General features: G+C 39.2%; 12 protein-coding genes. 5 read left to right on the top strand and 7 right to left on the bottom strand.

Features of this window, described 5'->3' with window-relative positions; genetic code table 11:
• Window positions 1–3 precede the first annotated feature (3 nt).
• Together IO68_RS33230 and puuE are read left to right on the top strand one after the other, a co-directional pair.
• Window positions 4–933 (top strand): LysR family transcriptional regulator, encoded by a 930-nt coding sequence (locus IO68_RS33230; RefSeq protein ID WP_023014379.1) that lies wholly within the window; start codon window positions 4–6, stop codon window positions 931–933.
• 133 nt (window positions 934–1,066) lie between these two features.
• Window positions 1,067–2,017 carry an allantoinase PuuE gene (gene puuE / locus IO68_RS33225; protein ID WP_023014378.1) on the top strand — a complete coding sequence of 317 codons (951 nt, stop codon included), beginning with the start codon at window positions 1,067–1,069 and terminating at the stop codon, window positions 2,015–2,017.
• A gap of 475 nt (window positions 2,018–2,492) precedes the next feature.
• Here the strand turns inward: puuE and IO68_RS33220 are convergent, their stop codons facing one another.
• Genes IO68_RS33220 through IO68_RS33205 form a run of 4 tightly spaced genes read right to left on the bottom strand, consistent with a single transcriptional unit; the run spans window position 2,493 to window position 6,573 of the window.
• Entirely contained in the window at window positions 2,493–3,935 is a 1,443-nt protein-coding gene (locus tag IO68_RS33220) for an amidohydrolase family protein (protein ID WP_023014377.1), read from the bottom strand.
• Window positions 3,932–4,726, bottom strand: a complete 795-nt coding sequence (locus tag IO68_RS33215) for an ABC transporter permease (protein ID WP_023014376.1) — start codon at window positions 4,724–4,726, stop codon at window positions 3,932–3,934. The genes IO68_RS33220 and IO68_RS33215 overlap by 4 nt, the downstream gene beginning before the upstream one ends.
• Window positions 4,719–5,540 carry an ABC transporter ATP-binding protein gene (locus tag IO68_RS33210; RefSeq protein WP_023014375.1) on the bottom strand — a complete coding sequence of 274 codons (822 nt, stop codon included), beginning with the start codon at window positions 5,538–5,540 and terminating at the stop codon, window positions 4,719–4,721. The genes IO68_RS33215 and IO68_RS33210 overlap by 8 nt, the downstream gene beginning before the upstream one ends.
• Window positions 5,541–5,592: 52 nt before the next feature.
• The gene (locus IO68_RS33205) at window positions 5,593–6,573 is read right to left on the bottom strand and encodes an ABC transporter substrate-binding protein (RefSeq protein WP_007482911.1); all 981 of its coding nucleotides are present in this window, start codon (window positions 6,571–6,573) and stop codon (window positions 5,593–5,595) included.
• Window positions 6,574–7,246: 673 nt separating this feature from the next.
• On the opposite strand from IO68_RS33205, the gene IO68_RS33200 reads away from it, so the two are divergent.
• Complete coding sequence (locus tag IO68_RS33200; protein ID WP_023014374.1) at window positions 7,247–8,260, top strand: isopenicillin N synthase family dioxygenase; 1,014 nt, start codon at window positions 7,247–7,249, stop codon at window positions 8,258–8,260.
• 12 nt (window positions 8,261–8,272) lie between these two features.
• On the opposite strand, the gene IO68_RS33195 is transcribed toward IO68_RS33200, so the two are convergent.
• Together IO68_RS33195 and alc are read right to left on the bottom strand one after the other, a co-directional pair.
• Window positions 8,273–8,809 (bottom strand): ureidoglycolate lyase, encoded by a 537-nt coding sequence (locus IO68_RS33195; RefSeq protein WP_023014373.1) that lies wholly within the window; start codon window positions 8,807–8,809, stop codon window positions 8,273–8,275.
• Between the two features lie 66 nt (window positions 8,810–8,875).
• Entirely contained in the window at window positions 8,876–9,880 is a 1,005-nt protein-coding gene (alc, locus tag IO68_RS33190) for an allantoicase (protein ID WP_023014372.1), read from the bottom strand.
• 161 nt (window positions 9,881–10,041) lie between these two features.
• Here alc and IO68_RS33185 point away from each other — a divergent pair, with 161 nt between their 5' ends.
• Both IO68_RS33185 and hpxO read left to right on the top strand, forming a co-directional pair.
• Window positions 10,042–10,752: a FadR/GntR family transcriptional regulator gene (locus IO68_RS33185; RefSeq protein ID WP_023014371.1), complete on the top strand. Its 711-nt coding sequence runs from the start codon at window positions 10,042–10,044 to the stop codon at window positions 10,750–10,752.
• Window positions 10,753–10,979: 227 nt separating this feature from the next.
• Window positions 10,980–12,137 (top strand): FAD-dependent urate hydroxylase HpxO, encoded by a 1,158-nt coding sequence (gene hpxO, locus IO68_RS33180; protein ID WP_023014370.1) that lies wholly within the window; start codon window positions 10,980–10,982, stop codon window positions 12,135–12,137.
• Between the two features lie 148 nt (window positions 12,138–12,285).
• Here hpxO and IO68_RS33175 read toward each other — a convergent pair whose 3' ends face one another.
• Complete coding sequence (locus IO68_RS33175; RefSeq protein ID WP_023014369.1) at window positions 12,286–13,581, bottom strand: hypothetical protein; 1,296 nt, start codon at window positions 13,579–13,581, stop codon at window positions 12,286–12,288.
• Window positions 13,582–13,745: the final 164 nt, after the last annotated feature.

Here is a 13,745-nt window from a genome sequence, read left to right as displayed (position 1 = left end):
GCAATGGCATTACCATTTTCACGTTTTGCTGAATATTTTATTGCGGTCGCTAAAACAGGAAGCCTGCGAAAAGCTGCCGATCAACTTTATATTTCAGTTTCAGCGGTACACAGACAAATTGTTCTCGCGGAAGAAGAGCTTGGCGTTGCATTATTTGAACGGCTGCCGAATGGTTTAAAACTCACATTAGCTGGTGAGCTTCTCTATGCTGATTTACGCAGTTGGCAAAAAGATTTTCAAATGACACAAAAGCGTTTGAATGAAATTCAGGGGCTACAGCGTGGCACGATTGAGTTTGGAATGATTTCTGCTTTAAGTGAAAGCTTTGTGACGCAAGTCATTCAATCCATACATCAACAATATGCATGGATCAATTTCAATATCCGCATTTTGGATAGCGATCACGTGGCTGAAATGGTGATGAATGCCGAACTTGATTTTGGATTAATCCTAAATCCTAAACATCAACACCAATTACATGTGAATGCTTTTATTGAAATGCCACTCGGGATTGTCATGTCCAAACAACATCCTCTTGCTACAAAAGAGCACATCTATTTTTCAGATACACTTGAATCTAACCACATTATTCCAGCTGCACCTTTAATTATCCATGATCATGTCACTGCTTTATATAAGAAACATGACTTTAATCCAAGACATCAAATTGAATGTAATGATATTCGGATGATGATTTCTTTAATCAAGCAAAACTTGGGGATTAGCATCATGAGTTATCTCGATGTTTACCCATTTATAGAAAGTGGCGAGTTTGAGTTTAGAACAATTAAAGAAAATGGATTGCACCCCATCACCCTTGCATTATGTGTTGCACCAAAACGGCAACTTTCAAGAATTTCTCAAATTATGATGAATCAAATCATTGAAGAAATGGAGGCACTAAAATCGGGCATGATGAAATATTACCCTTGAATAAAGCAAGATATTTGCACCAAATTAAATCAAATAAGCATATGATTTAAATAAATTTATTATTTGACACCAAAATAGATCATCGAGTAATTTGATGTGAAGTTTCACGTACTATGAATCATCAGGCATCCACATGACAATCTCAGAAAAATCGCCTCATTTCACTGCTCAATACCCTCGGGATATGCTCGGTTATGCCAATCACCCTCCTCATGCTCAGTGGCCAAATCAAGCTAAAATTGCGGTTCAATTTGTTTTAAATTATGAAGAAGGCGGTGAAAAACATATTCTGCATGGTGATGATGGTTCAGAGCAGTTCCTCTCTGAAATCAGTGGGGCTGATAGTTATCCTGCTCGTCATCTTTCGATGGATTCAATCTACGAGTATGGTTCACGTGTTGGGTTTTGGCGAATTCAACAGGAGTTTGCTAAACGTCATTTACCGATGACGATTTTTGCTGTTGCGATGGCATTACAACGAAATCCTTTAGTGGTTGAAGCAATCAAACAAAATCACTATGACGTTGTTTCTCATGGCTTGCGTTGGATTCATTATCAAAATATCGATATTGAAACAGAGAAAGCGCACATGGCTGAAGCGATGAAAATTTTAAAAGATTTATTCGGTGAGTATCCGACAGGTTGGTACACAGGTCGTGATAGCCCTAATACGCGTCAACTGTTAGCAGATTATGATCATGTGCAATATGACAGTGACTATTACGGCGATGACCTACCTTTTTGGTCATCATTGACGAAAGAGAATGGCGAAACTCGTCCGCATCTTATTATTCCTTATACCCTTGATACCAATGATATGAAGTTCGCTTCTCCAACTGGTTTTAATCGGAGTGAGGATTTTTTTGAATATTTAAAAGATGCTTTTGATGTGTTGTATGCAGAAGGCGCAACATCCCCAAAAATGTTATCGATTGGGATGCATTGTCGTATTTTAGGTCGTCCTGCGCGTTTCAAGGCATTGCAACGCTTTTTGGATTATGTTCAAAGCCATGATCAGGTTTGGATATGTACGCGTCAGCAAATCGCAGATCATTGGTATAAACATCATCCTTATCAGGGGTAAATCTATCGTTAGACTGGCGGCATCCTTGCCGCCCCAAACGATAGTAATCAACGATATAAATTCAAAAAGCTTAAGCTCTACTAGGGTCTGTTGGCATTTCACCTTGCGAGCTTTCAGCTCTCATTGCGACAGTGAGTGTTTTTTAGACGATACAAGGCATGTTTTGCGAAATTTAGTCATTCTAAATAATGAGAAACACTGTTTCGCAAGATAACGCAGTATGAGGAACAACGTTCCGCAAGTAAAATACCCCTGTCCTCGAGCTTCGCCTTGCGCTGCGATCAAAGCAGTGCTTTGCTCTTGCTCAGGGTTATGGCTAAAACTTCCTCAAACTTCGTTACGAAACTTGACAAGGGGGATGCCATTGCCTGCGTTTCATGCCTTGTTTGTGCCGTTTTAACCTATAACGCAATACATGTCTGAAATGTCAACAGAACCTAAAGCAAATCATAGCCTAGTAATATTACATAACTGTTTAGGCTATTTTCGCCATTTCCATACTCCTCTGTTGCAAGAGTTTTACTGCATCCTTAGCTTGCGAAGCCAATTCCATCATATCTAAATCAGGAATTTGATCATTTTCCATCACCATTTTCCCTGCGATAAACATTGCTTGGATATGTGCGCGACCACCACTCGCAACAGGAGCAATTGCCATATCATGTAAGCCGAAATAACGAGCATCATCTAAACGATACAGCACTAAATCAGCTTGTTGACCTACTTCAATCGTACCCACTTGATCTAGGCCTAAGATTTTAGCGCCTCCAACTGTGCCCCAACGTACAATATCTTCAATAGTCGCAGCATCAGCCCCGCCTTCAAATTGCCCACCCTCGTACTGTGGGACAGCCAACATCCCTTTTCGAGCACGTTGCAATAACCACGCTGCATGTGTTTCTGACAACATATCAGCAGCCTCATTTGATGCTGCTCCATCAACACCAATTGAAATGGTCATGCCAGCTTTTTCTAAAGTCACTAAATCAGCAATACCACTACCCAAACGCGCATTACTTTGTGGGCAATGTGCAATACCTGTATGAGTTTGCCCCAAGATTTGAATTTCTTCAGGTAATAGCTTCACGAGATGCGCAAACCAAACATCATCTCCCACCCAATCATTTTCGGCACAATATTGCACAGGCATCATGTTAAATTTGGCTTTTGCCGCATCCAGATAATCTACTGTTTCAGATAAATGACTATGCATTCGGATACCTAGTTGACGCGCGATCTTGGCACTTTCCCGAAACTGTTGCGCTGTTGTTGAGTGCAAAGTTGATGTCGGTGCCATCACAATTTTACGAAAAGCATGACCATCTGGTTGATGATATAAATGCACTAAGCGCTCAATATCCGCCATATAGTCATCGAACTTTTCAGGGCGCAACGCCTGTGGTAATTCACTTTCTAAACCACGCGTGAGCGTTGCACCACCTCGACACAACACAAAACGCATGCCTAGCTTTTCGGCTTCATCAAATAATATCGCAGCGCCATCAAACGGCATTTTTGGCCAATATAAATAATGATGATCGGCGACTGTTGCACAACCTGAACGTAATAATTCAATTAAGCCAATACGAACTGCAACTCTAAATATCTCTTCATCAAATGCACCACGAAAACGATATGGAGTACTGGCAAGCCAAGCTGTTAAACTTTGATTTAAGCCTTGCGGCTCACCTTTCAGTAAAGATTGGAACAAATGATGGTGTGTATTGACCCACGCTGGATAAATAACGCAATCTTTTGCACTCACCACCTGTTCATGTGGTTGTTGCCTAAGCTGACCTATTTCCTTAATTTTACCATCTTGAATACGAATATCAGTGGCAGAAGACCGCGCGGCATTCGCTGATAAACCTGTCAAAATCGCATGGGCATTTTTAATTAAATAACTGTGGTTCATCATACCTGTTCACTCTCATGCCATTTATTTAAGAAAATACGGCTCAACAAAGACATGGCGACAAATAGACCCAGACCTGTACAAGTAATTAAAAATAAAGCGGCAAACATTAATGGTAAATCTAACTGGAAACCCGCTTGTAGGATTTGATACGCCAAGCCAGCACTAGTACCACCTGCTCCTGCAACAAACTCAGATACCACTGCACCGATCAAAGCCAAACCACAGGAAATTCGTAAACCACCAAAGAAATAAGGCAACGCATTTGGCACTCGTAAGCGCATTAAAATTTGCCAACGGCTCGCTTTATTAATCTGAAATAAGTTAAGCAAACCTTTATTTACGCTGCGTAAACCGAGAGTTGTATTGGTTAAAATTGGAAAAATTGCCACTAACATGGCGCATACAACCAAAGCCAGAGTTGTATTTTGAATCCAAATAATTACTAGTGGTGCAATTGCAACAATCGGCGTAACCTGAAATAAAATTGCATACGGCATAAAACATGCCTCAAGCACACGACTTTGTACAAATACGAAAGCAACCAAAGTTCCAATGATGACTGCACACGCAAACGCCAACATAGTAATTTTCAAAGTGACCCATAAACTACCAAATAGCAAACCAGATTGATTGATCATGCTCATTACAATGTCACTCGGTTTCGGCACGATATAAACAGGAATATTCATCTGTTGAAAACTCAGTTGCCAAACTAGAAGTAACAACAAGCCTAAACTCAGTGGTGCAGCAATACGCTGGATCGCAGGATTTTGCAATAAAGGTTTAATCATGATCATGTCCTCCACTTGCTTCGGCTAATAATTCAGAAAGATGAGAGCATTGTTTGATAAAGCCGTCAGAGGTTCTAAAGGATTCATCGCGTTGATACGGTCCATCCACAGGTAGATCTGCAACCACTCGCCCTGGGCGTGCACCCATCACAATCACACGTGAAGACAAATAGACCGCTTCATAAATACTATGGGTAACGAACACGACCGTTAGATCACGCTCTGACCAAAGTTTGCGAATGTCACTATCTAATTTATGCCGCGTAAACTCATCTAAAGCGCCAAAGGGTTCATCCATCAGTAATAAATCAGGTTCTGTAACCAATGCTCTTGCAAGTGAAGCACGCATTTGCATACCGCCAGATAGTTCTCTTGGATAGGCTTTAGCAAATTTATCCAAACCAACAGCTTTTAAAGCTTCGTGGACTTTTGGCGTACTTTCTGATTTGGCAACATGCCTTAAATCCAAAGGTAAACGAACATTATCTTCAATATTTGACCACGGCATTAAAGTGGCTTCCTGAAATACCATCGCCATTTTGCATTGTGACTGAATATCAGCCTTGCCGTTCCAACGCACATGACCCGCCGAAGGCTGCTCAAGGTCAGCAAACATTTTCAATAATGTACTTTTGCCGCACCCCGATGGTCCAAGCAAAGAGACGATTTCACCACGCGCAATATTGAGGTCTAAACGTTGTAATGCATGTGTACCATTTGGATAAGTTTTTTCTGCGCCTCTGACCATAATCATTGGCGTTACGAAATTTGATGATTCTTTGACTGGAATATCAACAGATAAAGCTGAATTCATATGGTTTCCCCTTCGTGCAAATACCCTATTTTATTAACCGATTCAAAACAGCTTATTTCTTCGCAGTATTGACGAACTGTGTTGTATAAGCCGATTTCCAATTGGTTTTGGCATTGAGTAAACCTGCACCCACCATAAAGTCACGCGTTGCTTTCCAACGGGCATCGGTCATCACACCAACACCCATTTTTTTTGCATCGCCACCGTCAATTAAATTGCGTTTACGCATTTGATCTACAGCAAAAGCCAGTAGCTCATCATTCATATTTGGATTTTCTTTTTTAATTACTGCATTTCCTAATTTCGGATCTGCTAAATAATTTTTCCAACCCTCCATCGAGGCTTGAACAAAACGGCGCAGCACATCTGGCTTTGCTTGAATCACATCATTGCGTGTAACCAAAATACCGCCATAAGCAGGATAACCAGCATCGGCAAATAAGAAGAAATTACTTGAAGGTTCAGCTTTTTTTGCTTGTAAAACTTCTGAAGTCGCATAGGCTTGTTGCGCAACATTTTTCCCTGCAAGGAATGGCTGCATGTTAAATGTATACGGACGTGCTTGAGCTGCATTTAAATGATATTTACCTTTTAACCAAGGCCACCAACTTGCTTGACCGCTCGTCGAGACAAGAATCGTTTTTCCTTTCAGATCTGCTAAAGATTTAACATCGCTATGTGTGAGTATGCCTTGTGGATCAAATTGAAATGGTGCAGCAATGGCTTTGATTGGGAAATTGCTTTCAATTCCTTTAAGAACTTGTAAATCGTAATTAATAATAATATCTGCACGTTTTGAGAGTAATAAAGTCATATTGTTGACTTGTGGCCCGCCGATTTTAATATCGACATCTAGACCATATTTTTTATAAATCCCTTGTGCTAAAGCTTGATAGTAACCACCTTGTTCAGCTTGTGCATACCATGTGGTTTGTAGAACCAATTTATCGGCAGCTTGAGTAAATGAACTGAATAATAATGCGCTTGCAATGACAGTTAATCGTCCTTTGCCTACATAGTGCTGAATTTTCATAAGTAAGACCCCTAAATATGTATGAACTCATTTCGCTATTCTTTTAGGGGAATCAAAACCAAATGTATAAAAGCACACAGATTCTCTCAAAGCCAAATAATGACTTTGTCCCCAAAAGAGGAACAGCTAACGCTGTAGAGCAATGTCCCATGTGTAATACACACTAACCGCTTATACTCACTTATGATTTAGCAAACACCATGCCAGTATTTATTTAATAGATATTTTTCATATAGATAGATTAACAGACTAGATTGCATATTGATGTTAGCTATTCATTCTTCACTAACATCTGCGCTTTATTCTGAATTATTTTAGATAAAAAAATAAAATGCACCATTTTAAGTCCATACCATGCGCAAAAAAGAATCAAATATTAAATTAGCCACCAAACCTATTGATTTATTTTTAGCTAAACAGTCGAAAATCTAAGACTTTTTATATAGCAATCTCGTTCACGACTTATTTATAAACATTGGTATAGAAAATGCTTATATAGATTTGTCAGAGTAGAAGCGTTCAGCATATATCTAAAAATATATGTGGGTCATTGCTCAGAAATAAGCTCATTTTCTATTGATTTAGAAAGTGTTGCTCTTTTTTGAAAAAATGACCCAGTCACCTTTCATTCAATTTGATTGGGTCATGGTCTATCCAAAAATTGAGGTGAAATATGAATGCAAACATGACCAACTTAGCTGAAGAAAATAACTACAGCCTCGAAGAACTCCAGAAAGAATCTCGCATGGGCGCTTTAGGTCAAGAAACATTTGAACGTGAAGTTCGCGTGATTGATTTATCTGACTTTGAACAACGTAAGTATGACATAGCAGATCAGCTCTGGTCAGCCGCAACAGATATTGGTTTTTTTCAAGTTTCAAATCATGGCATTGATTTAGATCAAATCAAAAATGCCTTTGAAATGACTGAAAACTTTTTCAATCTTCCTGAACACATCAAAGCACAATACCCATTGAACCGTAATGCGGGCTGGGAAAGTAAAGCGCAAATTCGACCATCCACCAGTACGCCTGATCAAAAAGAATCTTATCAAATCACTCGTCCACGTATGGCTGGCTTATATCCAACCGAACAAGAATTACCGACATTTAAAGCAACCATGCTAGAGTTTGAAAAATCTTGCTGGCAAGTCGGTATGAAAATATTATCTTGCTTCGCCTACAAACTTGGCTTTGCAGATAATTTCTTTGCGCTTGCACATGATCCAGACCAAGAAACATATCAAAGTACTCTGCGGATGTTGCACTACTATGCAATCGACCCAGCCATTAAAGATCAACTTGGTTTATGGCGTGCAGGTGCACACACTGATTTTGATTGCTTAACTTTATTGTTCCAGCGCAAAGGTCAAGGCGGCTTGCAAGTCTGTCCTGGTAAAGATATGGAGCAACAACAATGGACAAGCATTGAACCAAGAGACGATGTGATTACCTGTAATATTGGAGATATGTTGATGCGTTGGAGCGATGATCAATTGCCATCTAATTTCCATCGTGTAAAAAATCCTGAAGCTCATGAATATCAGGGTCCACGATATAGTTTGGCATTCTTTTGCCAAGCCAATGAAGATGTTGTGATTGAAAGTCCTAAAAAGAAATACCCTGTGATCACGGCTAAGGAATATTTAAAACAAAGAATTAGTGCAAATTTTGAAGGAAAATACTGAGTAAATTTGCGGTCAGAGACTCACTATCTCTGACTGCAACTGTTGTTCAATAATCCAACATGACTGAGCCAAATGGTGCACATCACAATTTTTGCCCTCACCGATACGATCCACCACTAAAAAATCACTTTTGGCTTCTAAAGTAATGAGTGGATGGTGCCAAACCCCTTGGTGATAAGTAACACCCTGCTTACCGTTGGTGAGAAATGCATAGATTTTTTGTTCATTGGGTTGCTTTTGATCTAAAGGAAGCGCCACGATGACTATAAATTTTTGCTGTTGTAGTGGGATAAACGACTGTGAACCATAAGGATGCCGTTCCAACATTTCAATACTAAAAGGAAGCGTTGTTGCCGCCAAATTATGGAAAACACTGATCCCCACAGCAACATTATCGCCAGACACTTGCGCGATAGATAATGCATGATAGCGCTCTGTTAAACCTTGATTAATCGGAAAAAAATCTCGCCCTGTAGTTTCAATCACATCGCCAAATGCTGCAAATGCCTCTTGGGTTAAAGGTTGTATTGGAATCATGGTTTTATTCATTGCTAGAACATCCTAAATCGCTAAGCCAATATCAGGGCGCAGTAAATACGCCCGACACCATACTGCTTAAATACCGACCTTACCCCATAAACGAATGCGACTAATCCCACCATCAGGAATCATATTTACACGGATATAATTCACTTTTTGATGCTGCAAAACTTCTGCAATATATTCATGAATTGCATCCATAGATAAAGGTTGCTGCTCCAATAAAAAAGACCAAAACATACTTTGAGGAATCAATTGCGCATCGGTTGCACCCTCAATATACGCAGCTTGGATTGAACAAAATGCAGGGTAATTCCCTTTAAAATAAGCAGTATCAACCTCAATTTTTTCAACATGACCTGCCTGCCCTAAAGCAATAATGCACCAATCAAACCCAGGTGCACGACGACGCTTGGTTTCCCATCCATCCCCCATATTGATGCCACGATCAGGACTTAATAAGTTATTAGGATGACCAAAATGTGCATCACTATAAGCAACGATTCTCCCACCATTTTTCAATCCAATTAGATCCATTTGCTGAGTCGTATCTACATGCTCCAAAACGACATTTCCATAGACACGTAAACGGGCAATTCCCCCGTCTGGGAAAATATTGATGCGGATATGCGTAATCTTTTGAGGATGACACGCAAAAAAATGATGATGATCGGGTGACAATACTGAGTTTTCTAATAATGGAATCCACTGCGCATGATCCAATTGCTCATCAGGTGCATAACATCCTTCAATTGATGCTGATGCAGGATAATTTCCTGTGAAAAATGAAGTATCAATATCAAAACCAGAGACTGTTCCAGTAACTCCTAAACGAACAACACACCAGTCATAGCCTGCTTCACGTTTACGTCGGGTTTCCCAACCATCCATCCATTTACCATTGTCATCATATTTACCTTCGATGAACTTGGCTGGTTCAGTTTGAAGCATTCTTTTGGCTTCTGCGAAAAAATCATCTGAACAAGACACAATGGTTGCACCAATTCGGGTATCAGCCAAATTTGTTAAACCCTGTAAATGATCTGGTAAAGTTACTGTTTTCGCTATATGCACCGTCATTGATCAATCCTAAATATTTTTACTTCAATTCAATTATGCAAAATCCAGTCCAACTGGTCTGACCTGTTATAAAAATATTCCTAATTTTTAATTGAGTCACTAAAAAAATCGTAATTTTTGTGTAGAATCAAACTGTTTATTATTTTTAGGATTCGTCGCCTATGAACCCACAAGCGATGCTCAATGGAAAATCATCTCAGGTGACTGAGCAAGCTGTGGAAGTGATTCATCAACGCATTCAACAAGGCAGCTATGCGATTGGATCAGCTTTGCCCTCGCAACGTGATTTAGCGGCACAACTCGGCATAAGCCGTGCCTCTCTACGTGAAGCCCTGACTCGTCTTGCTGCTTTAGGTTTATTGGAAATCAAAGCAGGTAAAGGCGTTTATGTTATCTCACAACATAGCCAAGCAGCTGAACAATGGGATGGGGAACATCGAGTTTCATTAAAAGACTTTTATCAATTACGTTATGTACTCGAAGGCTTTTGTGCCCTACTTGCATGTGAATATTTAACTGAACAAGATAAAACAATATTGCAGCAACATTATGAAAATCTAGCACATGCAATCAAAGAACAGGACTGGCAAGCCGCTTCTGAATTTGACTATGCGTTTCATCAACATGTGATCGAGTTGAGTCACAATCAATCTATTATTCAAACTCTTAAAATGCATACTGAATGGATTAAAAAGAGTCAAATTCTTCCATTTGTTCAACCAAATTTAGCATTCAAGACCATTCAAGAACATGATTTGATATTGCAAGCACTTTTCCAACAAGACGCGCCTGCTGCTGAAAAAGCCATGCGTGCACATATTATTGGTGCTGCACAAAGAGCTGGTGTTTATTTTTCTCGACATGATAGCTAAAGGTACACAAATTAACTTTGAATATGTCTAACCGATAAGATCAGCACAAGTTGCACCACTTTATTTCACGTTCTGAACAATGATATTGCGCCTCACCCTATCTTGCATTCTAATGATGCAAAATCACTGGTATGACCAGTAAAACCAGTTTATAAAATTGGCACGCTTCTCGCTTAATACTCCTTAGAAATTTTTGATGTATTGATAAAATATTTAAGGTCTTAAAAATGAATATTGCGATTGTTGGTGCAGGTATAGGCGGTTTAACGGCTGGTATCGCTTTAAAAAAGTTTGGTCATCAAGTCACGATCTACGAACAAGCTGCTGAGATTCTACCTGTTGGAGCTGCGATTTCACTTTGGTCAAATGGTGTAAAGTGCCTTAACTATTTAGGGCTGACTGATCAGATTCAAGCATTGGGTGGAGATATGCAATCTCTTGCCTATGTTGATGGACTGAATCAGCACACCATGACTCAATTCAGCTTAACTCCACTCTATAAAGAAGTTGGGCAACGAGCCTACCCTGTTGCTCGTGCTGACTTACAACAATTATTGATGCAGCAATTCGGTATGGAAGATATCAAACTCGGTATGAAAATGATGGCAATTGAAGATCATGCTAATCATGTCTGTTTGCATTTTCACGATGGTTCTCAAGTCCAAGCTGATCTTTTAATTGGTGCAGATGGCACACATTCAATTACACGTAAATTTGTTCTTGGCTATCAAGTGGAACGCCGCTACGCAGGCTATGTAAACTGGAATGGTTTGATTGAAATTAATGAGGCTATTGCACCAGCACAACAATGGACAACTTATGTAGGTGAAGGAAAACGTGTATCTCTCATGCCTGTCGCGGAAAATCGATTCTATTTCTTCTTTGATGTACCCATAGAGGTCGGTTTACCTAACCAACGTGATCAATATAAAACTGAATTAAAAGAGCATTTTCAAGACTGGTGTGCACCTGTGCATCAATTGATTGATTGCTTAGATGAGCAAAGAACCAATCGTGTCGAAATTCATGACATTGAACCTTTTATGAATTTTTATAAAGGTCGCGTGGTGTTATTAGGCGATGCGGCGCACAGTACGACTCCTGATATAGGTCAAGGTGGTTGTCAAGCGATGGAGGATGCGATTTACTTGGCACGCGCTTTGCAGATAAATACTTTCGGATTGGATGATGCGCTTGAGCGTTATCAAAATAAACGTAATGATCGCACCAAAGAAATGGTACTACGTGCGCGTAAACGTTGCGATGTAACACATATGAAAGATCAAAAAGTGACTGAAGAATGGTATCAATCACTCTATACAGAACAAGGATCACACATCATGCAAGGAATTATTAGCAATATTGTGGGAAATCCTTTAGATTGATAGCTACAAGTTTTAACTCCCCCCTTCAATGGGGGCTTTTTTTGTCTAAATATTTTAGATAGCTGATTTATTCATAATTTCGATCTAATTTTTGAAAATAAAAAAGCCTATCTCAGATATAGATAGGCTCTTGTGATTTCAGAAAAAATTAAAACTTATAGCTCAATGTAAAGCGGTTTTGTAAAAAGTCTTTTTCATAACGTGGTGAAGTTTGGATACCAAAGAAATTACTCACACTGAAACCTTTTAAAGCACCTGAAAAATTATAGATCCCGAAAATCATATATTCAGATTGATTTCGACTTGCTACATTCTCTTTTTCTTTCAAATCCATAAATGAATATCGCGCCCCTGCGATTATTTGATCAGTTACTTTACTTTCAAGTGAAAGCATAAATGCATTTCCTGCACCGAGATCTTGTGTGCTGGTAAAAAATGGTTGTGCGAAGATTTCCCCTGAAGAAGTTTTGGTTGCGTACGGCGTTAATAAAGCACCATTTAAATAACTTTCGCTATCTGGTTTGATGTAGTTATAGGCCACTTTCAAACTCGCTTTAGGCAATACTTTCAACGCAGCTTGTGCACCAAAAATTTGACTATTCACCTCACCTGCCAATGCTTTGCCTTGATCTTTACCTGAAATATATTGCACAGAAAACTCTGGCGAATAATTTAATTTGGGAAAAGATAAATCGGCTTGAGCATAGATCAAACGCGTGTAATCATCATAATCTTGATACCAAAGCTGCGCCTTTAATTTTTTATCACTGGCTAAATCAAAACTTTTACCCAAACCAAATGACCATAAACCATCTGTTTCGATATTTGAGTTTTGACGAGATGTCTTAGTAAATTCATCTTCGCCATAGCTTTTGTATTTATTCACCTTGGTTAGACGTAAAAAGTCAGTATTATTGCCGACCTGAACATCTGCGGCTTGGTATAAATACATCAAAACACGACGGTCTGCATAATCTCCCATAAACGGTAAATTCAAACGTTGATTACCAATGGTGACTCGCGCAAGATCATTTTTCCAAGTCAAATATGCTTCAGCTAAACCATCACGATCTTCTTTTAACTCGTCAACTTCATCATTTTGATTTTTATCATCTAAACGACGTTGTAAGTCATAACCAACCGCTGCTTGTACACCGAGAAATGGCGCTGTTTCATATCGAACATAACCACCAATGGCGACCGTATCTTGGTTCAAATTATTGACAAAATAACCATTATTTAACGAGTAATAGGTCGATTTCACTACACCATGTAACGTTCCACATCCCAACATTGCTTGTACGGATTGCACTGAATTATCTTGGACTTTACAGTCCTGTCCTAAATTAAAGAGTCCATTTAAGCTGGTATCCGCAGCCCAAACCTGATTCATACTCCCCATTGCAATCAGCAAAGTTGCAGATTTCAAAGTAAAATTTTTCATAAAGTTCCCCGAATGATGCATTTAAAAATCAACTCAATCCATTTTTTAAGTTGTCAAAAACCCAACTTTTAACTTTTTTGAAGTCAAAAGCTCCCCAAGACCTATTCAAAATTGAATAAGCGATTTTTAAATGGTTGATGATTAAAATTAAAAACGTTGCTTGT

Source organism: Acinetobacter sp. COS3 (assembly GCF_000475335.1).
Taxonomy (GTDB): Bacteria; Pseudomonadota; Gammaproteobacteria; order Pseudomonadales; family Moraxellaceae; genus Acinetobacter; species Acinetobacter venetianus.
This window is presented reverse-complemented; position numbering and strand designations above follow the sequence as displayed.